25 protein-coding genes, 1 pseudogene and 1 riboswitch are annotated in these 25,992 nt (G+C 35.0%); of the genes and pseudogenes, 16 read left to right on the top strand and 10 right to left on the bottom strand.

The features are described 5' to 3' along the window. Positions 1–7 precede the first annotated feature (7 nt). Positions 8–120, top strand: a riboswitch (SAM riboswitch). A gap of 102 nt (positions 121–222) precedes the next feature. The 4 genes from K6959_RS14110 (at position 223) to K6959_RS14095 (ending at position 3,180) form a co-directional block, all read left to right on the top strand. Next, positions 223–1,248, top strand: coding sequence for a methionine ABC transporter ATP-binding protein (locus K6959_RS14110; RefSeq protein ID WP_163242710.1), 1,026 nt, complete (start codon positions 223–225; stop codon positions 1,246–1,248). Then, the gene (locus tag K6959_RS14105; RefSeq protein WP_223086809.1) at positions 1,241–1,897 is read left to right on the top strand and encodes a methionine ABC transporter permease; all 657 of its coding nucleotides are present in this window, start codon (positions 1,241–1,243) and stop codon (positions 1,895–1,897) included. The genes K6959_RS14110 and K6959_RS14105 overlap by 8 nt, the downstream gene beginning before the upstream one ends. Before the next feature lie 18 nt (positions 1,898–1,915). Beyond that, positions 1,916–2,743 carry a MetQ/NlpA family ABC transporter substrate-binding protein gene (locus tag K6959_RS14100; protein WP_163242707.1) on the top strand — a complete coding sequence of 276 codons (828 nt, stop codon included), beginning with the start codon at positions 1,916–1,918 and terminating at the stop codon, positions 2,741–2,743. 68 nt (positions 2,744–2,811) lie between these two features. After that, positions 2,812–3,180 (top strand): carboxymuconolactone decarboxylase family protein, encoded by a 369-nt coding sequence (locus K6959_RS14095; protein ID WP_223086808.1) that lies wholly within the window; start codon positions 2,812–2,814, stop codon positions 3,178–3,180. Between the two features lie 89 nt (positions 3,181–3,269). Here K6959_RS14095 and K6959_RS14090 read toward each other — a convergent pair whose 3' ends face one another. From K6959_RS14090 to K6959_RS14070, 5 genes are all read right to left on the bottom strand, one after another. After that, the gene (locus K6959_RS14090; protein ID WP_163242704.1) at positions 3,270–4,457 is read right to left on the bottom strand and encodes a glycosyltransferase family 2 protein; all 1,188 of its coding nucleotides are present in this window, start codon (positions 4,455–4,457) and stop codon (positions 3,270–3,272) included. 82 nt (positions 4,458–4,539) lie between these two features. Beyond that, a complete protein-coding gene (locus tag K6959_RS14085) occupies positions 4,540–4,797 on the bottom strand; it encodes a hypothetical protein (RefSeq protein WP_223086807.1) in 258 nt (85 codons plus the stop codon). Between the two features lie 190 nt (positions 4,798–4,987). Then, on the bottom strand, positions 4,988–5,680 hold the full coding sequence (locus K6959_RS14080; protein ID WP_223086805.1) for a glycosyltransferase family 2 protein: 693 nt from the start codon (positions 5,678–5,680) through the stop codon (positions 4,988–4,990). After that, positions 5,681–6,457, bottom strand: a complete 777-nt coding sequence (locus K6959_RS14075; RefSeq protein ID WP_163242700.1) for a sugar phosphate nucleotidyltransferase — start codon at positions 6,455–6,457, stop codon at positions 5,681–5,683. It abuts the gene before it with no gap. A 5-nt stretch (positions 6,458–6,462) separates the two neighbouring features. Then, positions 6,463–7,533, bottom strand: coding sequence for a glycosyltransferase family 2 protein (locus K6959_RS14070; protein WP_163242699.1), 1,071 nt, complete (start codon positions 7,531–7,533; stop codon positions 6,463–6,465). Positions 7,534–8,448: 915 nt separating this feature from the next. Here K6959_RS14070 and K6959_RS14065 point away from each other — a divergent pair. The 7 genes and pseudogenes from K6959_RS14065 to K6959_RS14035 all read left to right on the top strand — a co-directional run bounded on the left by K6959_RS14065 (position 8,449) and on the right by K6959_RS14035 (position 17,385). Then, positions 8,449–9,063, top strand: coding sequence for a lysophospholipid acyltransferase family protein (locus tag K6959_RS14065; RefSeq protein ID WP_163242697.1), 615 nt, complete (start codon positions 8,449–8,451; stop codon positions 9,061–9,063). Positions 9,064–10,089: 1,026 nt separating this feature from the next. After that, on the top strand, positions 10,090–10,875 hold the full coding sequence (sufC, locus tag K6959_RS14060) for a Fe-S cluster assembly ATPase SufC (protein WP_223086804.1): 786 nt from the start codon (positions 10,090–10,092) through the stop codon (positions 10,873–10,875). 17 nt (positions 10,876–10,892) lie between these two features. Next, complete coding sequence (sufD, locus tag K6959_RS14055) at positions 10,893–12,203, top strand: Fe-S cluster assembly protein SufD (protein ID WP_223086803.1); 1,311 nt, start codon at positions 10,893–10,895, stop codon at positions 12,201–12,203. Continuing rightward, complete coding sequence (locus tag K6959_RS14050) at positions 12,203–13,432, top strand: cysteine desulfurase (protein ID WP_163242693.1); 1,230 nt, start codon at positions 12,203–12,205, stop codon at positions 13,430–13,432. The genes sufD and K6959_RS14050 overlap by 1 nt, the downstream gene beginning before the upstream one ends. Continuing rightward, a complete protein-coding gene (gene sufU / locus K6959_RS14045; protein ID WP_163242692.1) occupies positions 13,422–13,859 on the top strand; it encodes a Fe-S cluster assembly sulfur transfer protein SufU in 438 nt (145 codons plus the stop codon). Before K6959_RS14050 ends, sufU begins: the two co-directional genes overlap by 11 nt. Positions 13,860–13,911: 52 nt before the next feature. Further along, positions 13,912–15,309: a Fe-S cluster assembly protein SufB gene (gene sufB / locus K6959_RS14040; protein ID WP_163242690.1), complete on the top strand. Its 1,398-nt coding sequence runs from the start codon at positions 13,912–13,914 to the stop codon at positions 15,307–15,309. A gap of 857 nt (positions 15,310–16,166) precedes the next feature. Continuing rightward, positions 16,167–17,385, top strand: a pseudogene (locus K6959_RS14035) (IS256 family transposase). 296 nt (positions 17,386–17,681) lie between these two features. On the opposite strand, the gene K6959_RS14030 reads toward K6959_RS14035, so the two are convergent. Genes K6959_RS14030 through K6959_RS14010 form a run of 5 tightly spaced genes read right to left on the bottom strand, consistent with a single transcriptional unit; the run spans position 17,682 to position 20,298 of the window. After that, positions 17,682–17,933, bottom strand: coding sequence for a hypothetical protein (locus K6959_RS14030; protein ID WP_163239667.1), 252 nt, complete (start codon positions 17,931–17,933; stop codon positions 17,682–17,684). Then, the gene (locus K6959_RS14025) at positions 17,920–18,459 is read right to left on the bottom strand and encodes an RNA polymerase sigma factor (protein WP_374058339.1); all 540 of its coding nucleotides are present in this window, start codon (positions 18,457–18,459) and stop codon (positions 17,920–17,922) included. Before K6959_RS14025 ends, K6959_RS14030 begins: the two co-directional genes overlap by 14 nt. Beyond that, on the bottom strand, positions 18,437–18,817 hold the full coding sequence (locus K6959_RS14020; RefSeq protein WP_163239669.1) for a group-specific protein: 381 nt from the start codon (positions 18,815–18,817) through the stop codon (positions 18,437–18,439). Before K6959_RS14020 ends, K6959_RS14025 begins: the two co-directional genes overlap by 23 nt. Positions 18,818–18,823: 6 nt before the next feature. After that, a complete protein-coding gene (locus K6959_RS14015; protein WP_163239671.1) occupies positions 18,824–19,579 on the bottom strand; it encodes an ABC transporter permease in 756 nt (251 codons plus the stop codon). Continuing rightward, a complete protein-coding gene (locus K6959_RS14010) occupies positions 19,576–20,298 on the bottom strand; it encodes an ATP-binding cassette domain-containing protein (protein ID WP_163239673.1) in 723 nt (240 codons plus the stop codon). Before K6959_RS14010 ends, K6959_RS14015 begins: the two co-directional genes overlap by 4 nt. Before the next feature lie 492 nt (positions 20,299–20,790). On the opposite strand from K6959_RS14010, the gene K6959_RS14005 reads away from it, so the two are divergent. The 5 genes from K6959_RS14005 to K6959_RS13985 all read left to right on the top strand — a co-directional run bounded on the left by K6959_RS14005 (position 20,791) and on the right by K6959_RS13985 (position 25,576). Continuing rightward, positions 20,791–21,348: a GNAT family N-acetyltransferase gene (locus tag K6959_RS14005; RefSeq protein ID WP_163239675.1), complete on the top strand. Its 558-nt coding sequence runs from the start codon at positions 20,791–20,793 to the stop codon at positions 21,346–21,348. 1,097 nt (positions 21,349–22,445) lie between these two features. Continuing rightward, positions 22,446–22,793 (top strand): PadR family transcriptional regulator, encoded by a 348-nt coding sequence (locus K6959_RS14000; protein WP_246234486.1) that lies wholly within the window; start codon positions 22,446–22,448, stop codon positions 22,791–22,793. Continuing rightward, positions 22,777–23,436, top strand: coding sequence for a DUF2812 domain-containing protein (locus K6959_RS13995; protein WP_163239677.1), 660 nt, complete (start codon positions 22,777–22,779; stop codon positions 23,434–23,436). The genes K6959_RS14000 and K6959_RS13995 overlap by 17 nt, the downstream gene beginning before the upstream one ends. Before the next feature lie 818 nt (positions 23,437–24,254). Beyond that, a complete protein-coding gene (locus tag K6959_RS13990; protein ID WP_223086801.1) occupies positions 24,255–24,959 on the top strand; it encodes an MBL fold metallo-hydrolase in 705 nt (234 codons plus the stop codon). A gap of 17 nt (positions 24,960–24,976) precedes the next feature. Then, entirely contained in the window at positions 24,977–25,576 is a 600-nt protein-coding gene (locus K6959_RS13985) for a TetR/AcrR family transcriptional regulator (RefSeq protein ID WP_163239680.1), read from the top strand. Positions 25,577–25,992: the final 416 nt, after the last annotated feature.

Below are 25,992 nucleotides of genomic sequence, written 5' to 3'. Positions count from 1 at the left end.
TTATGCACTCTTATCAAGAGAGGTGGAGGGATGTGCCCGAGGAAGCCCGGCAACCGTCAATGAAAGTTTCATTGAAATGGTGCCAATTCACACAAAGCGGATTGCTTTGAAAGATGAGAGAAAGGGAATGGACGTCTATTTTATACCTTTCTGCTCATATGCAGAAAGGTATTTTTAAATTTTATGATGCATCTAGATCACGGATAAAAGAAGGTGAGTCAATTGATTACTTTAAAGGATGTTAGTAAAGTTTACAGTTCAACATCTGGTGAGATACAGGCAGTCGATCATGTAAGTCTTGAAATTAATGAAGGTGAAATATTTGGTATTATTGGTTATAGTGGAGCTGGAAAAAGCACATTAATCCGTATGTTAAATGGTTTAGAAACACCAACTAAAGGGTCCGTCATTGTCGCAAATAAAGAAGTATCTAAAATTAAAGGAAGAGAGCTTAGAAAAGCACGTCAAGAAATTAGTATGATTTTTCAACATTTTAACCTTCTTTGGTCAAGAACGGTTAGGGAAAACATTGCCTTTCCCTTAGAAATTGCTCGGGTTCCAGAGGAAGAACGGTTAAGGAAAGTTGATGAACTGATTAAGCTCGTTGGCTTAGAAGGAAGAGAAGATGCCTATCCTTCACAACTAAGTGGAGGACAGAAGCAGCGGGTTGGGATTGCGAGGGCACTTGCGAACAATCCAAAGGTTCTTCTATGTGACGAAGCGACTTCTGCTCTTGACCCGCAAACGACCGATTCGATTTTAGATTTACTTGTCGATATTAATAAACGGCTACGGTTAACGATTGTCCTTATTACCCACGAAATGCACGTTATCCGTAAAATTTGTCACCGAGTGGCAGTAATGGAAAGTGGACGGATTGTTGAGCTGGGAAATGTATTAGATGTCTTTAAAAATCCTTTGCAGCCCATTACTAAAACGTTCGTCAACCAAGTAACAGAACCTGAAGAGACGATAGAAACGATCAAACATTTGCTTAAACAATATCCAGAAGGAAAGGTTGTTCAGCTAACATTTGTTGGAAGTTCGACAGAGCAGCCGTTAATCACAAACTTAATTCGCCATTACAACGTTACGGTTAATATTTTAAAAGGAAAAATATCACAAACGCAAAATGGGTCATATGGCACTTTGTTTGTCCATCTCGATGGAGATGAACATGAGGTTGAAAAGGCGATTCAATATATCCACACTCAAAAAGTTGGGGTGGAGGTGATTACAAATGTTTGAAAATGTGAAATGGGATCGAATGCTAGAAGCAACAAATGAAACACTTTTTATGACAGCGATTTCTGTTGTTGCAACGTTTGTATTTGGAATATTATTAGGTCTTTTGCTTTTTTTAACATCAAAGGATAATATATGGGAAAATAAGTCAATCCATTTTATTGTAAGTGCGTTTGTCAATATATTTCGTTCAATTCCATTTATTATTTTAATCGTTTTACTCATTCCGTTTACAAAATTAATTGTTGGAACGATTATTGGTCAGAAAGCTGCATTACCAGCATTAATTATCGGTGCAGCCCCATTTTATGCTCGAATGGTGGAAATTGGTCTTCGAGAAATTGATAAAGGTGTAATTGAAGCCGCTAAATCAATGGGAGCAAGAACAAGTACGATTATTTTTAAAGTTTTGCTTCCAGAATCGATGCCAGCGCTTATTTCTGGAATTACAGTAACAGCAATAGCGCTTGTCGGTTATACAGCTATGGCAGGTGTAATCGGTGCGGGCGGTCTTGGGAATTTAGCATATATGGAAGGATTCCAACGAGGACGGAATGATGTAACGTTAGTCGCAAAAGTCATCATTTTAGTGATCGTCTTTATTATCCAATTAATTGGGGATTACATTACTACAAAGATAGATAAACGTTAAAAAAGGAGTGTTTTAATCATGAAAAAACGATTAAGTATTTTACTTTCTTTCGCTTTAGTACTCGTATTAGCAGCTTGTGGTTCATCTGAATCGAAAGATGAAAAAACAGGAAATAAAGAAATTATCATTGGAGCTTCTAACGTACCTCATGCTGAAATTTTAGAAGAGGCAGCTCCTTTACTAAAAGAAAAAGGGATTGAATTAAAAATTGAAACGTTTCAAGACTACGTATTACCAAACAAAGCACTTGCTGATAAAGAGCTAGACGCAAACTATTTTCAGCATATTCCTTATTTAGAGGCACAAATTGCCGAGCATGACTATGACTTTGAAATTGCTGGAAAGGTGCATCTTGAGCCGATTGGCGTTTATTCAAAAAAATATAAAAGCCTTGAAGAGCTTCCAGATGGTGCCGAAATTTTAATGAGTAATTCAGTTTCAGATCATGGCCGGATTTTAGCAATGCTAGAACAGAAAAAATTAATTACTTTAAAAGAAGGCGTTGAAAAAGTTAAAGCTACAGTTGACGATATTGAGGACAATCCAAAAAAATTAATTTTTAAAACAGAATATGATCCTGCTCTTCTTCCGCAAATTTATAATAATGATGAGGGAGATGCAATTCTTATTAATTACAACTATGCCATTGATGCAGGATTAAATCCTTTTGAAGATGCGATTGCTATTGAAGAGAAAGATACACCGTATGTCAATGTTGTGGCTGTCCGTAAAGGAGATAAAGATAAGGAAGAAATAAAAGCGTTAATAGAAGTGCTCCATTCTAAAGAAATTCAAGACTTTATTTTGGAAAAATATGAAGGTGGGGTAATTCCTGTATCAGAATAATGACTGAATAAATTCCTTTCTTAAAAACATACTAACATTTGAATCATTTATAGAATGGAGTTGTTTTTATGGAACACTTTCAACCAAGAAATTCAACAGAAGCCGCTCTCCATGATTATAAAGTTGGGATGGGAATGTTCTCAGAAAAAAAGCCCGAGCTTGCAAGTCATTATCATGCATTCACTGAAGTATGCTTTAAAGAAGGAGCTTTATCACAAAAGGATAAGCAATTAATTGCCCTAGGGATTAGTCTTTTTTCCCAAGATGAATATTGTATTATTTATCATGTAAAAGGTTGTTTAGATCAAGGTGCCACGGAAGAGGAGATCTTTGAGACAGTCGGGGTTACGGCAGCCTTTGGCGGCGGTGCTGCTATGAGCCAAGCGGTTACCCTCGTTCAAGAAGCGATTAATGAATTAAACCAGCTTACACAGTAATGTCTTTTTGAAAGAAAATAATGAAGCAACTTTATAGGGAACCAGTGTTTTACATTGGTTCTTTTGCTTCATTTTAAGAGTAGGCTCAATCAAGCGGCAATTATATTGTCAAAAGTTTTAATTAAATGAGGATACTGCTTAAGAGCATTCATTTCGTTTCGTTCAGAAAGTATGACATGCTTCCAGTTTAAAAAATACGTGGAGTCCAGCTTATTGATAAATTGCTTTAACGGTTTTTGATTTGCTAATAAACGAGCCATTTCTTTCAATAATATTTGAAAGCCTTTTTTAAAAGATTGAAATTTATTTGGATATGTTTTACAAAGAGATTTATATTCTCCTATAATGATACTTTCTTGAATTCTGCTTATCTTTCCTGTTAAAACTAATACATGAATACTAGTTTCAAAGCTTTGATGTTTACGTTGGTAAAGGAAATAGTTTTTGCACATTTCTCGAAAAACATTGCGAGCTGAAACGGGGTGCTCTTGGTGATAAGCAGAAACATTTGCAGCACAGCGGAATGTCGCACCGTTCTGATAAAGGCGATAACCGAGATCCCAATCTTCAAATCCCCAGCCTTTAAATCTTTCATCAAATCCGCCGACCTTTTGGAGAAGTTGTTTTGGAAGAGAAACAAAGCCACTAAAAAATAAAACCCAAGGTAGTTGATAGCCCGTTAAGTTCTCTCCATATTGTTTTATGATTTCCGGTAAATATGGTGATTTATACGATAAGAGGCGATATTTTCTTGTCATAATATCCTTTTTCGAGACTAATTGAATCATTTTATCTGTCTGTTCCTTTAAGTTAAGCATTGCTTTTTTTAAAGCTGCTTTCTTTAGCATAGAGTAAATATGCAAACGTTGTTTTTGTGTAAATTGAGGATAAACACACGTATAGACTCTTTTTTGATATAAGCCGCCCGATAAAACTAAATTCTTTTCTCTTTGATGAGCATTGTAATGGTTTTGGACAAAATCTGGATCGACAATCATTTCAGCGTCTAAAAAAACAATTATTTTTCCATTCGCATGTTTAATGCCTATATTTCTCGCTTTAGAACGTCCGCCATTCCTTTCGTTTCGAATATATTTGAATAAAAAAGCAGGTTTAAAGCTTTTAAGTGCTTGATGTGTTTCATCTGATGAACCATCATTTATAAAAATGACCTCCATTTTAGCGGAATTAAAAGTTTGTTTTTCCAATGAATAAAGTGTCAACAAATTTTGCGGATACCGATTATATGAAGGGATGATGATACTAATTTCTGTCACGATACAAGGCACTCCTTTTATCCCAATTGTTTTTATAGTGAGTTTAAATAGTCAAAAGCATGAACTAGTTGATTGAAAATTCCTAGCGATTTAATTGTATCCCGTTCATATTGAGTTGGTTTTTTTCTATAATAATTTTGTGGATTTTAAAAAATAAATTTGTTGCTGGCTTTCCTGCTAACAAATGACTTAAAGCTGTTTTTAATAAAATAGGAATCATTTCTTTAAAATTGTTAAAGCGATTAGGGTATTTTTGTTCTAATGCTTTATATTGTTTTAAAATCTCATGAACTTCTAAGCGGTTATATTTACCTAACAAAATAAATATAATGACTAGCACATCGATATGTGGATGTTTTTGTTGAAATAGATTGAAGTTTTTTAGTGAAGCTTTCCAATTATGATTGCTAGTTACAGGATGTTCTTGATGATAACTTGTTACATTTTGTTTAAAGGCAAATGCTGCTCCACATTTATAAAGTCGGTAGCCAAGCTCCCAATCTTCGAATCCCCATCCTTGGAGCGTTTCATCAAAAAAAAACCGCCGATTTTAGAAGTTCTTTTCGCACAGAAACATTTCCTGTTAAGAAAACCATCCAAGGCATTTGAAAACCAGTTAATTCTTCTCCGAATTTGGAAATTATCTTTCGGTCTACATGTAATTGAGAATAATAGGCTAGTTTTCGAAATTTAAGTGAATCAATATCTTCTTGAAAGATCATTTGTACTGCACGGTTAGTTTTTAGAAAGGTTTGATATCGTTTTAAATAAATATCATCAGATTCTACTAATTTTGCGATTCGCTTTAAATCTTTTTTATTAAGTTCTGGGAAAATAAATGAAAATAACGAGTAGTAGCCAAGTGAGCCCGTTATCACCTTTTTTTGATGGGCATGGTGATGATTGTAATGGTTTTGAACAAAATCTGGGTTGACGATCATTTCAGCATCTAAAAAAATAATAATTTCCCCAGTCGCTTTTTTAATCCCAATATTTCTTGCTTTTGATCGTCCGTTATTTTTCTCACAACGGATATAGTGGAATGAAAATGGCGGATGAAATGCTTTAACGATTTTTGACGTCAGATCGGTAGATCCATCATCGACAAAGATGACTTCCAGATTTGAAGGATTAAATGTTTGGTTTTGTAATGAAAAAAGGGTCAGTAAGTTTTGTGGATACCGATTATAGGAAGGGATGATCATACTTACTTTAATCCCCATTTAACCCCCTCCGATATCCATATATTTTATCGCTTTAGTTAAGTCCTCCAACGTTCCAATGTCTAAGAAGAGCTCTCCTTTCAGTGCACAAACTTTAAACCCTTCTTTCAAGGCAGCGCTAAATACATCTCCTAACACTAGTTCAGCTTTTTCGGAATAGTTGTGATGGTAATTAGTCAGAAAATGTTGGAATTTTGATTTCCATACAGCTATTCCCCAAGCGTAATCAGTGTCTGGCTTAATTTTCGGCTTATCAATAATTTTTATCACTTCAAGTTCTCCATCTTTTCCTTTTTGTACAGTTGTCATCCCAAGCTTAAACCATGCTTCAGTAGGAAAAACACCTAAAATAAGATCGATATTTTGTTTTTGTTTTATTTTCTTTACTAATTGTCTGAAAAGTGAATCAGGTTTAAAAAGAGTGTCTGGCATTCCAAACGTAATAACGTATTCTTCTTTCGGAAGCCAAGGAGATACTTTAACTAAAGCATCGACCATTCCTTTCGGTTCCGTTTGAATTAAATAGGAAAAGTTCATGTTAAACTGCTGACCGTTTAAATAATAAGACATAATGTCCGTTTTAGATTGATTGATGATAAAGAAAACTTCATCAGTTTCAGCCATCTTCAAAGACTTAACTAAATATTGTGAAACTGGACAAGGCCTAAGCTCTTCATTATATGATTGGTAACCGATAGGATACATTTCTTTTGAGAATGGCAAGGGGGCTAATCTCGTTCCTAGGCCTGCTGCTGGTATAATCCCAAACTGTTTCATTAGTATCACCTTTTTGTAGTTTTTAATATTAATTGTTGGAGAAACATAGCTAATTTACGATATTTTTTAATGGTTCGTAGCTTTTTAATTTCTAGTGATAAAGAAGGCGGTTGAAGTGTTTTACTTTTGCGACTATAGTGAATAAATAAAAGCAAACAATTCTGCTCAAATGATGGTGAGACAATCTTTTCTTTTATTGCATTTTTCATGTCTTGTAATAAACGACTTTTCTCGAAACCATCGATGAAATCGATAAAATAATACATAATTGGGTTTATTTCTGCGTGTTTTTGAATGATATAATGAATATTTTGATAACTGTCATCTTGTTGATTTGTAGAACGATCATGTTCTAAATGATAATTTTTTATCGACGGATCAACAATTCCTTTTAAGCCGCCTTTCCAAAGACGGTATCCCATCTCTTCATCTTCTCCGCCGTACCGTTTAAACTGTTCATCAAACAATCCAACTCGTTTTAAATGTTTTAATTTGACAGAACAGTTCATGACAATAAAATACATCCAAGGAAACTCAAATCCTTCTAAATTAGTTCCATAATACTCTTGAAATGATTCATAAAACTGTGCAAAAGCCTGTTTAGAGGAAGTTTTGAAAATTTGTTTGTTTTTAATCACAATCGGATTGATCGGTGGGAGATATCTTCCTTTTTTCTCATTGTAATTTTTGTTAATTTTATTCCAAAAGGAACCACAAACAAAAATGTTGTCATTTTTCTTATGATGCAAAACGTGTTTAGAAATAAAAGTTGGTTCTGCAATCATATCACTATCACTGAAAATAATGATTTCTCCAGACGCCGCTTTAATGCCGCTGTTTCGTGCACACGCTCTTCCTAAGTTTTTAACATGACGAATATATTTTAAATGATAATGAACATTTAATGTACGAATCATTTTATACGTTTCATCTGTAGAGCCATCATCGACGACAATGACTTCAAAATGCTCTTTTGGATAGTCTTGATCATGATATGAAGAAAGAGCTAAAAAAAGCCGTTCTTTCGCATTATAGGAAGAAAGAATAACACTAACCTTTTTCTGATCAGCTTCCATATAAGTAAAACCTCCTTATTTCCTCAGGAATTTCACTTATTCAACAAACATGAATTAAATCATAAATGCAGAATACCTCAGTTTACATTATGGTAAATCAACCAATATGGTGACAGCTAAAAAGGCGTAAAAAAATATATGATGAAGTGAAGAAAGCAGTAAACTTGGGTCCGGTTTTTTAACAAGGAGTGCATTTTATAATGTAGCTTTAGTAAATGGAGGGCTATATGATATAGATTTATTGATTTATATTGGGTTTATGGGATTTTCCGAACTCTTAGAGTTGAAGATTGATATTTGAATATTTGCATAAATCCATAAGAGCAATCATTCTCATGACAACTTGATCCTTAAAATTATTCTGTAGATAAATTTATATAGCAAGGAAATCAAAGTAATGAATGAGTATGATGTCAAAGGAATAAGCGGGAAATGAATCAAAAGAAGTTAACTGCTGTTTTTCATCTGAATACACATCATTCCACAGTGTTGAATTAACGAGAAGCAATTCTCTTATTCTGCTTGTATTTAGAAGCGGGACACTCTAATTTATTGAATCTTGAATGGTTAAATTGTATATTAATAACGACTGTGTCTTCTAATTGTTTCCAAAAATGAGTTGTTGAACAACGAATGCATTTTTCTTTTCCATACTTTTTTCCAGTTGTAGCTAGTATGTTAAAGTAGTTCGTGAGTAGTAATAAGTAAGGCGCATAGAAAATGCTATCTACAATCTAGGGGTTGATTTTATGTAATTTTGTGCAAAAAACGATTTACCTAACTGTCTCGTTTGATGATCACTTTCTTGTTTAATTGCTGATTATTAAAAAAATTCTATACTTTTTAAAAGTAATCGTAATATTCTCTGATAAAAGGTATTTTATTGAAATAACAATATGATAGTGGAGGAAATATATGTATCACCTAATAAGTACAATTCTTTATAGGTTAGTTAAATTATTTCGTTTATTGAAGGTTGAAGGTAAAAACTATGTTCCTACAAACGACAAATATGTTGTTGCTTGTACTCATCGAGGCTGGGTAGATGTTGTTATGTTAGCTTTAGCGGTATATCCTACCCAAGTGCATTTTATGGCAAAGAAGGAATTGTTCAATTCAAAGCTTGTAGATAAATTTCTTAGATCTATTAATGCTTTTCCTGTAAATAGAGAAAATCCCGGTTCAAGTACTTTAAAGATTCCTCTTAAACTGTTAAAAGAGGGTAAATGTGTTGGTATTTTCCCTAGTGGGACAAGAACAAGCGAAGAAGTCCCTTTAAAAAGGGGAGCAGTTACGATTGCCTTGAAAGGTCAAGTGCCGCTTGTACCTGCTTCATATTCCGGCCCAACTAAATTGTCAGATATTTTTAAAGGGAAGAAGGCGACTATTATTTTTGGTCCCCCGATTAAGGGTAATGATGAACTAAAAAAAGCTGAATTAATCGATGCTGCCTTGATCGAATTAAATAAAACTATGGAAGAATTACAAAAGAAAATAGAAAAAAGTGATGAAAAAATAGATGTAGAGTAATAGTAAGTTATTATTCTATTTAATAGTACGTCAAGAAAATAGACACAGATTTTTCTATCGCATTTTCGTTTGGTGACCTTCATAACAATTTTACAATAGAGAGTGATTTAAACGTTTTTATGAAGGTAAAATCAAACCGCAAAATTCCCATCCATTCGGTTTATAGTATCCCAACGTTGAAGGGATGTAGAAGAACTCGATTTATTCGAGCAAGTCGTTTGATACACTAGTTCACGTTTAAGAATACCGTGAAAAGATTCAATACAAGAATGTTTGGACAGCTCTATCTCTAGTTGGGATCATACTTCTTCACCTAGTCATGTAAAGTACTCTCGTTCACACCCACTTCTCTAGCCCCTTGATTACAGACTTATGATTTTCACTAATATCCTTTACCGTTTCAACTTTTTTACCATTATGTCTTGCCATACAGACACATCTCGTTATATTGATATATATATATCTACTTTTTAATCTAGCATTATTACTTGTTTTACAGGACATTAATAGTTAGTATATATTTTTTTCTTCCTATACAAGAGGGACAAAAAATATATGAGCAAGATAAATGAATTGTTGAGATTACGGTAATAATAAACTGAATGTTATCCTTTTTATATAGGGTACAATTTAGCATCTTCAGGCGAGGTGATTTCAGCATAGATGAAAGAAAGTCATGTGATACTATCGTCTAATGAAAGCAACAATATTATTTAATATCAATATAACTTTTTTCAGGGTGATATATTTGACTAGAGGGAATGAGCGACTTTTTCGTATTGAAAAAAACCATGAGGAAATGATTAACATTTTTACTTGCAAATAAAAAATAATCATGTTTCCATAGCTGACTAAACTACGGAATATATAATTTCTATACATATTTGTTTAAAAAATTTATAAACGGGTGTGAAGGAGTTGCTAACACTTTTCATTTGTTATAAGATTGTAATGAGAATAAAATGAGAATAGACAATTTTAGCTCGTTAGCTAAGGTTTGGATAAATTTTTTACGGAGGTATGACAATGTCAGGATCTACTTTAACGATTAAAGACCTTCATGTTGAAATTGAAGGAAAGGAAATATTAAAGGGTGTAAATCTTGAAATTAAAGGCGGAGAAATCCATGCGATTATGGGACCAAATGGTACTGGTAAATCAACTTTATCATCCGCTATTATGGGGCATCCAAAATATGAAGTAACGAAAGGTTCAATTACACTTGATGATCAAGATGTATTAGAGATGGAAGTTGATGAACGCGCTCGCGCAGGCCTTTTCTTAGCGATGCAATATCCAAGTGAGATTAGCGGTGTAACAAATGCTGACTTTTTACGATCCGCAATAAATAGCCGCCGTGGTGAAGGGAACGAAATTTCCTTAATGAAGTTTATTCGCGAAATGGATAAGAAAATGGACTTTCTTGAAATGGACCAAAACATGGCACAACGCTACTTAAATGAAGGTTTCTCAGGCGGTGAGAAAAAAAGCAATGAAATTTTACAATTACTAATGATAGAACCGAAAATTGCTATTCTGGATGAAATTGATTCCGGTCTTGATATTGACGCATTAAAAGTTGTTTCCAAAGGTATTAATGAAATGCGTGGCGATCAGTTTGGCTGCCTTATTATCACCCATTATCAACGTCTGTTAAATTACATCACTCCTGACCATGTACACGTCATGATGCAAGGACGTATTGTAAAATCAGGTGGACCTGAGCTTGCACAGCGTTTAGAAGCAGAAGGATACGATTGGATCAAACAAGAACTCGGTATTGAAGACGAAACAGTTGGGCAAGAAGCGTAAGTGTTAGGAGGGGTAAAATGACTATTGAAACGAAATTGCCATTTGATAAGGAGTATGTAGCTTCTTTTTCAAAGGAGAAAGATGAGCCTGCTTGGTTTACAGAGCTGCGTTTACAAGCATTGGAAAAAGCTGAACAACTGCCAATGCCAAAGCCGGATAAAACGAAAATAGATAAATGGAATTTTACACAGTTTAAAAATCATGTCGTAAGCAGCAATCGTTACGAAAGCTTAAATGAGCTTCCAGAACAATTAAAAATATTAATCGATGTCGACAAAGAATCAAAAAACTTATATATACAAAGAAATAATACGCCTGCTTATTTATCGTTATCACCTGAATTGCAAGAAAAGGGTGTTATTTTTACAGATATTTTTACAGCGATTCAACAGCATAGTGAACTAGTGCAAAAATATTTTATGAAAGACGGAGTAAAGGTTGATGAGCATCGTTTAACAGCTATCCATGCTGCACTCGTAAATGGCGGAAGTTTTCTCTATGTTCCTAAAAACGTTGAACTTACAGCTCCAATTCAAGCTGTATATATGATCGATAACAAAGAAGCAACGATTTTTAACCACGTTATCGTTGTAGCAGAAGATAATAGTTCAGTTACGTACGTCGAAAACTATGTTTCAACAGTTGAAGCAGAAGATGCAGTTGTAAACATCGTATCAGAAGTATTTGCGAATGCGAATGCGAAAGTTCAGTACGGTGCTGTAGACAGCTTAGCAACAGGAATGACAACCTATGTAAACCGTCGCGGAGTGGCTGGACGAGATGCTCGCATTGAATGGGCTTTAGGATTAATGAATGATGGTGACACAGTTTCTGACAACACAACAAATTTAGTCGGTGATGGCTCTTACGGAGATACAAAGACTGTCGTTGTTGGTAAAGGTGAACAAACGCAAAACTTTACAACTACTATTATTCACCATGGTAAAAATTCAGAAGGTTATATTTTGAAACATGGTGTCATGAAAGATAGTGCCTCTTCAATTTTTAACGGGATTGGTAAAATTGAGCACGGTGCATCTAAATCAAATGCCGAACAAGAATCTCGTGTTTTAATGTTAAGTGAAAAGGCTCGCGGTGATGCAAACCCGATTTTATTAATTGATGAAGACGATGTAACAGCAGGTCATGCAGCGTCTGTCGGACGTGTTGACCCAGTTCAACTATATTACTTAATGAGCCGCGGAATAGAGAAATCTGAAGCAGAGCGCTTAATTATTAAAGGCTTTTTAGCTCCAGTCGTTAATGAGCTTCCAATTGAAGGCGTTAAAAAGCAGCTCATCGAAGTAATCGAAAGGAAAGTTAAATAATGAATATCAAAGATATTCGTAAAATGTTTCCGATATTAGCTCAAGAGGTGAATGAGAGTCCGCTTGTTTACCTTGATAGTGCTGCAACTTCCCAAAAGCCAATTCAAGTGATTGAAGCGGTAAATAATTATTATAAAACTTATAATTCAAATGTTCACAGAGGCGTTCATACGTTAGGAACAAAGGCAACTGACGGCTACGAAGGCGCTCGGGAAAAGGTACGGAAATTTATTAACGCTAAATCAACTGAAGAAGTCATTTTTACAAGAGGAACAACGACAGCAATTAATACAGTTGCAGTAAGCTATGGAACAGCAAATGTTTCTGAAGGTGATGAAATTGTAATCTCTTATATGGAACATCATAGCAATATCATCCCTTGGCAGCAATTGGCGAAAAAGACCGGTGCAACGCTTAAATATGTTCCGCTTCAAGAGGATGGAACGATTTCTCTTGATGACGTCAAAAAAGTAGTGACTCATCATACGAAAATTGTTTCGATTATGCACGTTTCTAATGTTCTTGGCGTTGTTAATCCAATTAAAGAGATCGCAAAAATTGCCCACGCTCATGGAGCAATGATGGTTGTCGACGGCGCCCAAAGTGCCCCGCATTTGAAAGTGGATGTACAAGATTTGGATTGTGATTTTCTCGCATTTTCTGGTCATAAAATGTGTGGACCAACAGGGATTGGGGTACTCTATGGTAAAAAGCATTTGTTAGAAAGTATGGAGCCAGTTGAATTTGGCGGGGAAATGATAGATTTTGTTGATTTATATGAGTCTACTTGGAAAGAACTCCCTTGGAAGTTTGAAGGCGGAACGCCGATTATTGCCGGAGCAATTGGTCTCGGGGCAGCAATTGACTTTTTAGAAGACATTGGTCTTGATACAATTGCTGAGCATGAACATAAACTTTCGGCTTACGCTTTAGAAAAAATGTCAGCAGTTGAAGGTTTGACAATATATGGACCAAAAGACCCTGCAAAACGTGCTGGACTCGTTACGTTTAATCTTGATGATGTTCACCCACACGATGTAGCGACTGTATTAGATGCAGAAGGGATTGCCGTACGGGCTGGCCACCATTGCGCACAACCGTTAATGAAATGGCTAAATGTATCAGCAACAGCTCGCGCAAGCTTCTATCTGTACAACACAGAAGATGAGATTGACAAGCTCGTTGAGGGACTTGTCAAAACAAAGGAGTATTTCAGCGATGTCTTTTAAAAATCTCGATACCCTTTATCGTCAAGTTATTATGGATCACTATAAAAATCCCCGCAATAAAGGGGTGCTTGAAGAAGGTTGTTTAACTGTCAATATGAATAACCCAACTTGTGGTGATCGAATTCAGTTAACGATGAAGATTGAGGATAAAAAAGTAATGGATGCAAAGTTTGAAGGAGAAGGCTGTTCCATTTCTATGTCATCAGCTTCCATGATGACACAAGCAATAAAAGGAAAAACAGTAGAAGAAGCTTTAAAGCTGTCTGCGATTTTTTCAGATATGATGCAAGGTAAAGAATATCACGAAGACGAGATTGATTTTGGTGATATTGAAGCATTACAAGGTGTTGCTAAATTTCCAGCCCGCATCAAATGTGCAACTTTAGCGTGGAAGGCTATGGAAAAAGGGGTTAAGGAAGAGCATTAAAAATTGAATGCGGAAAAAACAATCCGCTTAAAAAGAATGGAGGAATACGACGATGGCAAAAAAAATGCCGGAGATCGGTGATTATAAATACGGTTTTCATGATAAAGACGTCTCCATCTTCCGATCTAAGCGTGGATTAACGCGGGAAATTGTCGAGGAAATTTCACGCATGAAAGAAGAGCCGCAATGGATGTTAGACTTTCGCTTAAAATCTTTAGAGCATTTTTATCATATGCCAATGCCTCAATGGGGCGGCGATTTATCAGGGTTACACTTTGATGAGATTACGTACTATGTAAAACCATCAGAGCGTTCTGAAAAATCATGGGACGAAGTGCCAGAAGAGATTAAGGCGACTTTTGATAAGCTTGGGATTCCAGAAGCTGAGCAAAAGTATTTAGCAGGAGTATCAGCACAGTACGAATCTGAAGTTGTTTACCATAATATGAAAGAAGATCTGGAAGCACAAGGAATTGTATTTAAAGATACAGATTCTGCATTAAAGGAAAATGAAGACATATTCCGTGAACATTGGGCAAAAGTAATTCCGCCTACAGACAATAAGTTTGCCGCTTTAAACTCAGCAGTTTGGTCAGGAGGATCATTCATTTACGTCCCGAAAGGCGTGAAAGTAGATACTCCGCTGCAAGCTTACTTCCGAATTAATTCGGAAAATATGGGACAATTTGAACGGACACTGATTATCGTTGATGAAGGAGCACATGTTCACTACGTAGAAGGCTGTACAGCGCCAGTATATACGACAAACTCGTTACACAGTGCAGTAGTTGAAATTATTATTAAGAAAAATGCTTACTGCCGTTATACAACAATCCAAAACTGGGCAAACAACGTCTTCAATCTTGTGACGAAGCGTGCAGTCTGCGAAGAAAATGCAACAATGGAATGGATTGACGGAAATATTGGTTCTAAGCTGACGATGAAATATCCTGCAGTTATTTTAAAAGGCGAAGGTGCCCGCGGTATGACATTATCAATTGCGATCGCAGGAAAAGGCCAGCATCAAGACGCAGGAGCGAAAATGATCCACTTAGCACCAAATACTTCTTCAACAATCGTATCAAAATCAATTTCAAAACACGGCGGTAAAGTAACATACCGCGGAATCGTTCACTTTGGCAGAAAAGCCGAAGGCGCTCGTGCTAATATCGAATGCGATACGTTAATTATGGATAACGAATCCACTTCTGATACGATTCCATACAATGAAATTTTAAACGATCATATTTCATTGGAGCACGAAGCAAAAGTATCAAAAGTGTCAGAAGAGCAGCTGTTCTATCTCATGAGCCGCGGCATCTCTGAACAAGAAGCAACCGAAATGATCGTCATGGGCTTCATCGAACCATTTACAAAAGAATTACCAATGGAATATGCAGTTGAAATGAACCGTCTGATCAAGTTTGAGATGGAAGGTTCAATCGGTTAATCGCTTAATAACCCCGTCACATCAACTTTTGTGGCGGGGTTATTTTTGGTGCGCCCGGCATGGGTTATAACTTGGTGGTGAAAGTCCACTACAGGCTTGGCAGTAGGAACTGTTAGCTGAAAGCAAGGGTGTCCATTGTGAAATGGAATCTGAAGGAAGCTGGAAGCAAACTCCTGAACTGACGAACAGAAACTGCATACAAGGCTGACTTGGAATTGGACGAGTCTGCCAAACATGACAAAGTCCGATACTGCACGAGTTCCATACAGTAAATGCAGCGGTTACATGGGAGGAAAGTTATAACTCTTACCTGGGGAGGTCTCACAAGGGTTATTGAATTAACAATGGTATTAGTGATAATCCAATGAATTGTGAGGAGTCAGCAGACGCCATAGTAGTTTCTAAGGAAATGAAGGGCTGAACAATCTTAAATCTTGAAGAACAAGGAGGTGCAGACATCACCCCCCCTAAACACAGAAAATCATCATGGCATTTGCCAGAGAGATGACTACCTATGAAGAGATACGTTGGAAACGGAAGGGTACATAGGAGAGTGTAGAGATGTCGCATGGATATGAAGAAACAAGATGGTATCAACTTAAAGGATGATATAAAAATTTAATACTAGTCATAAAGAAAAACGCCATTTCGATCACTTTCTTTCAAAACGATGTTGCATTCGCAGATCGCGTAATTGTTTTTGTTTTGATTGAACCTATTCAAGTAATCGACTTGCAAAAAGTATACCATGTGATAAAAAGTCATCTCTGGCTTCTATCATTTTTGATTACATTTCTTGAGAATGTAAAAAGTTTTGTGTAATTGGTTAAACTTACCAACTAAGGAGATGATCAATTATGCAAAACAAAACAAACTTATTAGCGAAGGAATTAGCCAAAGACTGCCGTACAGTTGAAGATATTCAAGGAAAATTAAAGGAACTTTTTAAGGAAACCATCCAACATGTCTTTGAAGCAGAAATCGATGATCAATTGGGCTATGCCAAGCATGATAATGCAGGTGACCACTCTGGAAACAGTCGTAATGGCTATAGTAAAAAAACAATTAAAACTAAATTCGGCAATGCTGAATTAAGCATTCCAAGGGATCGAAAAGGTGAATATGAACCACAGATTATCAAGAAATATGAAACAACCGCCAACGGATTGGAAGATCAAATTATTGGTCTTTACTCCAAGGGAATGTCAACGAGGGACATTGAAGACCAGATGAAAGACCTGTATGGGATTGACATCTCACCCGCAATGGTAAGCAAGGTGACCGATAAGATTATGCCTTTGATAGCTGAGTGGCAATCCCGGCCATTGGATAGGGTTTATCCTATCGTATTCCTAGATGCCATTCACTTCAAGGTCAGGAAAGAGAACCGAATAGTAAATAAAGCTGCCTATAGTGTTTTGGGGATTAATCTGTCGGGCCATAAAGAAATCCTTGGAATATGGGATTGGGGAGAACGAAAGTGCAAGTTTTTGGCTAGGCGTCTGTAATGACCTGAAAAATAGAGGGGTGCAGGACATCCTCATCGCCTGCAAGGATAACCTTTCGGGCTTTTCTGAGGCGATTCATTCTGTCTTTCCACAAACAGATATTCAGCTGTGTGTCATCCATCAGATTCGTAATTCCATGAAATATGTATCGTATAAAGAACAAAAGGCTGTCATGGCAGATTTAAAGAAAGTCTATCAAGCGCTCACTTTGGAAGAGGCAGAACTTGAATTCTCCAACTTCAATGAGAAATGGGGTAAGAAACACCCGATCATTATTAAATCCTGGGAGGCCAACTGGTTGGAACTTACTGCTTACTTTAGCTACCCTGCAGAGATTAGAAGACTCATTTATACAACCAATACGATAGAAGGCTATCACAGACAGCTTAGAAAAGTCACAAAAACGAAAACAGCTTATCCAACTGATGAGTCCCTAAAGAAGATTATCTATTTGGCAACAATGGAAATTTCAAAGAAGTGGACTATGCCGGTAAGGGCATGGAAAGAATGTATATCACAATTAGCCATTATCTTCGAAGACAGAATTAAAGATGAACTGATCATTTAAGGATTGGGCTACCGCCCAATGGGTTTTTCGCTTTTGGTTCTCCCAAAAAGGAAACAAAAAAAGAGGAACAGATTGTCCCTCCCTTTTTGGCAGAATCCCATTAGGTGCTCGGGTTGCTCCCCAGCATTGCCCTATCCCCCTAATGAGCAAGAGCACTGTTAAAAGTATCGCCATGGCTATTGTAAAAAATTCCAATTACACAAAATAATTTATACTCCCCATTTCTTCTTCCATCTAACACTTCATTCATCTCTCTAAATTTTCCGCAATATAAGTCTCCCAAATATTAATCCCTTTTAAAACTGCAATAACAATTGAATGGCAGTAATAAAGACAGCACTTGCCAGTGGGATTGTTCTAAATAATTTCAATCCCGTTGAGGTTGTATGAATCGTTTCTAATGGATCTTTTGTTGGTGATGCGACATAACGAATAAATCGTTGCCACCTCGTTTGTTTCATAGAAAGCTTTTCTTTAGGTATGACCACGGTGTATTCATCTAATCTCTTCTTCAACGTCTCTTCAGTTGTGAATTCATCCTTCAGCATGAAAATCCTCCTTTAATGCTTCCTTTAATAATTTTATCGCATGATGTAACCTTGATTTTACAGTACCGAGCGGAATTGATAAAATTTGTGCAATTTCTTCTTGTGGTAAATCCTCATAATAAGCAAGTAAAATGACAGCACGATGCTTTTCATTTAAATTGGCAATCGCTTGTTGTACGGCCATTTTCTCATCTGTAGAGAACGTTTGTGTCGAAACAGGTACTAGAAATGGTAAAATGGCACGCCATCTTTTTCGGCGGTTTAATTTGTTGATAAGTAAACGGTAAGCAATTTGAAAGATATATGTTTTAACTGTTCCTTTGTTACTGTCGAAATCGTTTTTCTTTTTTTGAAGGACTTCAAATGCATCATGGACTGTATCAATACTTAGCTGTTCTTCCTGTGTATAGCGATATAAAAAGCAATAGAGCGGCTCATGCAATCGCTCGTATAGTATCGCAAATCCCTCAGCATCGCCTAGTTGATAGGCTTTCATCCACTCCTCATTGGTTTTCATCATTCGTATCCTCTAAGTGAACCTTAATAGACTTTAACGTCAAAGAAACACGTGAAATGAGATACACAATTGTGACAATGACCCATGCTTGCGATTGATTCGTAAAAAACTGAACAAACGGGTTTTCAATCGTTTTCCCAAAGGACAGCAACATATTTAATACTTGTACACAAATAATCGTATAAATTGCTATAACAAGTGTTAATGTATCAAAAACATTCCAACGTAAAAAGATAGTTGTCTTTTTAAAATTAATTTTCCGGTTTTCCCTTATAACATATTTGCGATCTAATGGTATAACAATCATTAATATAATGACACTCCATAATCCCGTTACAATCAAAGATATAGTCCAGCCAATGTCCATACATAATCACCTTTTGTTATATATTTTTTTCGCACCTATAAAAAGTACAATACTAAGTAAGATTAATATAAAAATATATTGATAAAACGGTAACCAAGTACTTTCGGTTAAATTCAATTGAAAATGTAAAGTATCATTTAAATACAACATTGGATTCCAGATTAGAAATAAATAATAATCTTGTGGATTATTATTACTTATAGTTAAAAATAAAGAGGGCATTGTAATCGAAAACATAAATATGATTAAAATAGGTACTAACATACTTTGCGCAACTTTTCCGTTTTTAAAAAGCCCAGCTAATATAAAACTTAATGGATAAAGTGCTAGTAAAACAAAATTACAAATCAGTATGATAGCGATGAATGATTGCAACGAAATCGGTATTAACATCGCATAGCCAGTTAAAAGAACAATAAGTAACAAATTCATCAATAAAAAAACGCCAACTCCCATACCTAAATAGTAAGTAAATGAAGAAATGCCTGTTCGCTTTAACCAATTAAATGTTCTGTTCGCTTTTAAGTCAGCTAGATAAATTGTAGCACTTGAAAATGAAAAGGAGAAAAGTAACAACATAATCGAAATCGGTAAAAACTGTCCCTTAATCATATAATCCAATGTTTCTGGGCTATTTCCTAAGAAAATTTTACATACCCAAGAGCAAATAATAAAAATAACAGTTGATAATAAATTTCCTATCAGCATTCCTGAATTCCGGCTATTTTCTAACATATAACTGCGTGCAATTTGTCCAATCATCCTACTTTCCCTCCTAACAGTTGCCCTGTCACTTCAAAATAAATTCCTTCAATTCCGGGGAATATAGTATTTTGATATTTCATCTTTAGTTCATCTCTCTTCCCCTGTTCAACTATTCGTCCATTTTTCAAAATATAAATGTAATCAAATAATTCTTCAAAGCCAGCCACTTCATGACTAATCAAAATAAATAATTTATTTTCTTGCTGCAGTTGCATTTTTAAAAAATAAAGAAATTGTTTTTTCTTCGTTAAATCTAGATCAGCAAAAGGCTCATCTAATAATATAATTGGTTTGTTTAATAGAAATGCTAAAATGATGGAAACGGCTTTACGTTGTCCACCTGAAGTATTTTTCATCAAAATATTCTCAAATGATGTAATGCCTAATAATTCATAAAGCTCCTCCACATCAAATGGATTAACTATTAACCGCTGAAATAATTGAATAACTTCTCGTACTTTTAAATGTGGGAAACTATCAAATGATTGATACTGTAAAGCCACCATTTCATGTAGATTTAATGATGAATGATCTAGATAGATTGAACCATTATCATATTCTTCGTCACCTGCGATACATTTTGCTAACGTTGATTTCCCAGCACCATTCTCTCCTAACAACAAATAACATTGACCCTCCTCAAATGTTGCAGAAATACCATCTAGTACAGTCAATTTGCCATATTTTTTTACGAGATTATTCAAATGCAATGTCATCATAAGCCCCTCCCGATTTGACGTTTCATTAACTATACAAACAGATAAGGTGAAAAGTTCATTTAATTTTAAAAAAAATCCAAAATAAATAGTAATAAAATTATTTGAGGAAAAATATTGCTATCCAAAGCTATTTTTTGGCGGAAAATATAACTTTTCTAAAGAGGTTGTGGAGTGATGAATGTCTATAGAGATGAGGAATAATGGGATGCCTCAATTCCAAGATGAGCTTCAAATAATACTAACTCGATATAGTTAAACAACAGGGTTCGGTTCGGAAGTACAAAACACAAAATCACTGACTAATAGTATTCAAACTGGCAAAAAAATCGCGTGCTAATTAGCATATAGCACGGAGGCGAAAGCGAATAGAACAGGTGTTCATGAGCTTACAACGAAGAATGTCTGCCCCCCATAATTTCATGACCAATGATGAAGAAAGGAACTTTGAACAATATTTACTGAATAAATAACATTTAGGAGGGATTTAATATGAAAGAGGCAGATGCATTTCCCGTGCTTGAAACTGATAGATTGATTTTAAGACAAGTAACCAGCGATGATGCGAACAGCCTACTAAAGTATTTGTCTGATATTGATGTAATGAAATACATTGGATTAGAACCATTTAAGTCCATTGATGACGCATTGGATGAGATTTCGTGGTATAAGTCAATTTTTGAAAAGGGAACAGGGATTAGGTGGGGAATTTCATTAAAGGAGCAAGATGAGATAATCGGTAGTTGCGGTTTTCTTAATAGGGTTGCAGAACATTATCGTGCTGAACTCGGGTTTGAGTTAAGTAAGGAACACTGGGGGAAAGGAATAGCAAGTGAGGCTATTAAGAATGTTATTTGTTATGGATTTGAACAGATGAATTTACAACGGATAGAAGCGTTAATAGAGCCTCCTAATTTACCATCACAAAAAGTAGTTGAACGACAGGGATTTATAAGAGAAGGGCTCTTGAGGAGCTATGAGTATACTTGCGGTAAATTCGATGATTTATATATGTATTCAATGCTAAAACAAGATTATCAAGAACGCTAATGTTGGAAAAGCATCTTCTGCAATCGGGCGTGATTGTTGAACAAAAAAATCCTTATTTTTTTGGAATCGGCATTTTAACTTCAATGGGGATTTACGTTAATGAGGATCATGATCCTAAGATATAAGCAAAAAAAGGTGATATTTTTTTCGAAATATAACTTTAATGAATGGTTAAATTTACTTAAGTCCTGAAGATGCTAAGTTGTTCAATTCCTCTAAAAGATTTAAATAAAAAATAATCTTATACTCAAGATAGTTAATATTACCTATGATGCTTATCAGAATTATTATTTTTCCATATCAAAAATATGAACCTTGAGAAATAATAAATCGATCCAGCCAAAGTTCAATCTCAGCCACTTCTCAAGGAATAATCGGATCAGCCCATATAAGATAGTCTATTTTTTAATTTCGGCATTTGCTGGAATCAACGATTAACTACTCAGTTTCATCATATCCTATTGGATAATAATTATCTGGCATATCAAGCAATTGACTTGGTTTCATTTTATCCAGACTATACAAATGCATTCCCCCACCATATTCTCCTTCAAACATTTTCCGTCCATTATGAATCAATAAAAATTTTTAAAGGTCTATCGGTATTTTTAAGTTTGTTTCCTGTTCAAAACTTAAAATTTGTTCTTGAGAGGCTGGTTCATTAAAAGTACATTTAACGGTTGATATATATCCTTCATTTCTTTGAATGATTAAGCTTGAATTTTATTAAGTCTCTGTTTTAAACCTTCCAATTGTAGATTCAATAAATGCTTCTCTACCTCTTTTCAAAGATGTTGTCATAGCTTAACCACCATGGAGTAACCATAAGTTATTTCTAGTATACATATTTCTGTATCTGAAAATAGAGCTTTATAAGGAATAAGCATTCACTTTTTACAATGGGGGTTATTTAAAGGCTACATCATGGAAGCTAGCACATATCTGGCACAATAGATAGAAGGAAAACTATTCCTTAATAATTTTACTACTTGATACATATTACGTATAGCGATATAGTAACATTATACTATGTGGTGCGTAATAAACAGGTTATATTTAATCCCATTTTGGTCAGCTACTTTAGGAGGTGTTAAAAATTGAAGAATGGTATACAAGATTCTCCATTAACAGAAACAGCCTTACTTATTTTGTTAGCTATGTACAAACCAAATCACGGTTACGGTGTCATGCAATTTATAGAGAAGAAGACAAATGGCAGAGTTATTTTTGGTCCTGGAACATTATATGGAGCGATTAATAATCTTGCAAAGAAAAAGTGGATTACTCAATGTGCTGGCGCGGAAGGGGAACGAAAAAAGGTGTATGTTATCACTGATTTAGGAAAGGTACAAGTTCAACTAGAGCTGGAAAGAATGAAAGAAGTTTACAAGATAGGATTAGACATAACAAGCATAGGAGGAATGGACAATGACCAAAAAGTTTAGAATTTTTATGAGTCCTATTGAAGGACAAGAAAAATGGTTAAATGATAGAGCGGCAGAAGGCTTAAAGCTCTTCAAAGTTGGCAGATTTTTTTATGAGTTTAAAAAATGTAAGCCTGGACAATACCAATATGCTGTCGATTATATTGGAAACTTTTCAAATAAACAGAGAAAAGACTATGAAAGGTTCCTTGATGAAATGAGGATTTGTTACTATGAAAAACCATTGAATCTTGGACAATTTTCTTTAGGTCGAGTGAAGTATCGCCCATATGCAAATCGAGGGGGTAAGTTAGCTACCTCTGGAAGAATGATTGATAGAGAACTTTTAATTTTAGAAAGAGAAAATAGTGGAAAGCCTTTTACAATCTTCACCAATGTGAAAGATAAAATTGCATCATTAAAAGAAAGGAAGAAACCTCATTATTATTTGTTAATTTTTATCCTATTTATGGAATTGTACATTAATTTTGTCGGTGATTCACTGATTGATATTTCTTACTTGAGCAATCGAAATAGTCATTTCCCAAATGATCTTATTCTATCAATTTTATTTGGGGGTGTCGGACTCATTCCCATAGTAAGATTATTTCAGTTGTCTCTATCGATAAAGACACTAAAGGAAAAAGAAGAAATTCATGAGTGAAAATGAGGATTTACCTTAAAATAGTAAATGTTAATAAAAATGTACCCACTAGCATTGCATAAATATAGTTAGGATTTTATGTCAATATATTTCTTCAGTTTGAACCATAAAGACAAGACCTAAATCAAGGTGGCACTGTCTATTTGATGATAATTATCCCGAGGTGAGAACAACAAGATTCTTTTACGGACTAGAGCGACCATCAAACTTTCGTGTCCAAACAGAGTTTCCAATTTGCTCTCTTTAACCAGGGAGTGTTCGCTTTCACTATCAATAAAAAAGGTCGATTCATTCTTGCTCATCTATTTTCTCGCGAATTTGGTGCCTTTTTTAATATTTCAATCACCTGCTTTAAACGGAGGTTTTCCTTTTGGATCGCTTCCACATCAGATACAGTTAAGTAGATTTACTTTTTATCAGTACAATTAAGTAATTGGTTTTCAAGCAAAATAATCACTATTGAATTAATATTTTAGCTAAGAGTGGTTATTGAGGAAGTAACATAAATAAACGCTCTACTTCCAAAAAATAGATAAGTTTACTTTACTAAGCAGTTTGGTTAGGGATAGGGTTGCCCAATAAGTCCTTAAAATAAAGCGAGTGAAAAAAGGTTTTTTTTCTTCACTCGCTTTTGTACGAAATCGAACCTTTTTAATGAGCAAATCCATCATTTCACCCAATATCAACACCTGCCTCAATCATACAGACAATTAAAATATCTCTTGCATAAAGTAGTAGCATTCGTTACAATTTAACTAATCAGATTAGTTAAAAGGTTAATTTGATTAGCCTAATATAAAAATGAACTGGAGGTTATTATGAAGATCATAAAAGAGGGTGTTGTTTATCAGCTCGTTTTTCTTCCGCATTTTTTTCCTGTAAATTGTTATTTAATTGAAGAAGATAAAGAATTAACATTAATTGATACTGGTTTGCCTAATAGTTATAAAGGAATTATCCAAGCCATCAAGATGATCAAAAAACCACTTACAAATATTATACTTACCCATGCACATGCTGATCACGTCGGTTCTTTAGATGTACTCAAAAAAAAATTCCCCCATGTCTCTATTTTGATATCTATCCGGGATAGCCGTTTATTAATGGGGGATATTAGTTTAGATCAAAATGAACCACAAACTCCGATAAAGGGAGGGATACCGAAAAATATTCAAACAAAGCCGACCCATTTACTAACAGAAGGAGATTCAATTGGTTCCTTAGAAGTAATCAATACACCGGGACATACACCAGGTTCCATCTCACTTCTAGAGACACGAACTCATAGTATTATTGTTGGTGATGCCCTTCAAACTCGTGGCGGAATTGCGGTAAGCGGACAAATAAAGCCCTTTTTCCCATTTCCGGCATTTGCCACTTGGAATAAACAACTTGCGATTCATAGCGCAAAGAAAATTTCACAATTATCGCCAAAATTATTAGCTGTAGGGCATGGCATGATGATCAAAAATCCTAAAAATACGATGCAAAAAGCTATTGCCCAAGCAGAAAAAATATGTTAATAAAGGATGTTTATTAAATGTCTCAAAAAAAACCCCGACTTCATTTACAAAATATTATTCAAACAGCTGCTGAAATAGCTGACAAAGAAGGAATAGAAGCTGTAACAATGGCTTATCTAGCAAAACGGTTAGCGATTCGCCCTCCATCCCTATACAATCATATTGATGGCATAACGGAACTCCGGGAAAAATTAGCGGTTTATGGATTAAAAAAACTTTACGATAAACTTGCAGTGGCTACCATTGGAAAAGCAAAAGATGAAGCAATTTATGCCTTTGCAAATGCTTATTTATCTTTTTCTCGTTCACATCCTGGATTATATGAATTAACCTTGAGTGCTAATTTGGAAAATGAAGAACATATATTAGCAGGCAATAAGATAATCGATTTAATTTTAAAAGTATTAAATGGATATCATTTAGAAAAAGAAACAGCTCTTCATGCTGTTCGAGGATTACGTAGTATTTTACATGGATTTTCATCACTTGAACAAAAAGGAGGATTTAAGTTAGCGCTAGACTTAAATCATAGCCTCCATTTATTAATTGATAGTTTTATCCTTGGAATAAATAGATATGCTACAACAAAAATCATAAAGCGATCACCTTTATGGTGATATTTTCAGTTGACAGTTCCACCCTTTGCTAAAACAAATTCTTCATCTTTTTTCTGCTGTAGTTAAGTAATGGATCTGAATAAGTAAGTCCAATGCATAATTTGTGAAAATGGCTCCCCCGCAAATGTATTTTTTTCAGTTCCGATGTCATGCTCCTCACCAGTAATATTAAGAATAAAAACGTCACAAAGTGAATAGAGGGACTGATCTCTGTTTATACTCATATGAATTTTATTTTTTAATAACGATTAGGTTTTTTAAAACTTTTTAAATTTATTTAATGCTGGTGGTTAAGAGTATATTTTAAACTTTTATAGAATAAATCAAGGGGATTTGGCTCTTTTTCTATACATTTACCGAGAAGAAGAAAAACAGTCGTAAAATTGACGGAATTTTCGGTGAATCCAATAAGTAGG

Source organism: Bacillus aquiflavi (assembly GCF_019915265.1).
Classification (GTDB): Bacteria; Bacillota; Bacilli; order Bacillales; family Cytobacillaceae; genus Bacillus_BT; species Bacillus_BT aquiflavi.
This window is presented reverse-complemented; position numbering and strand designations above follow the sequence as displayed.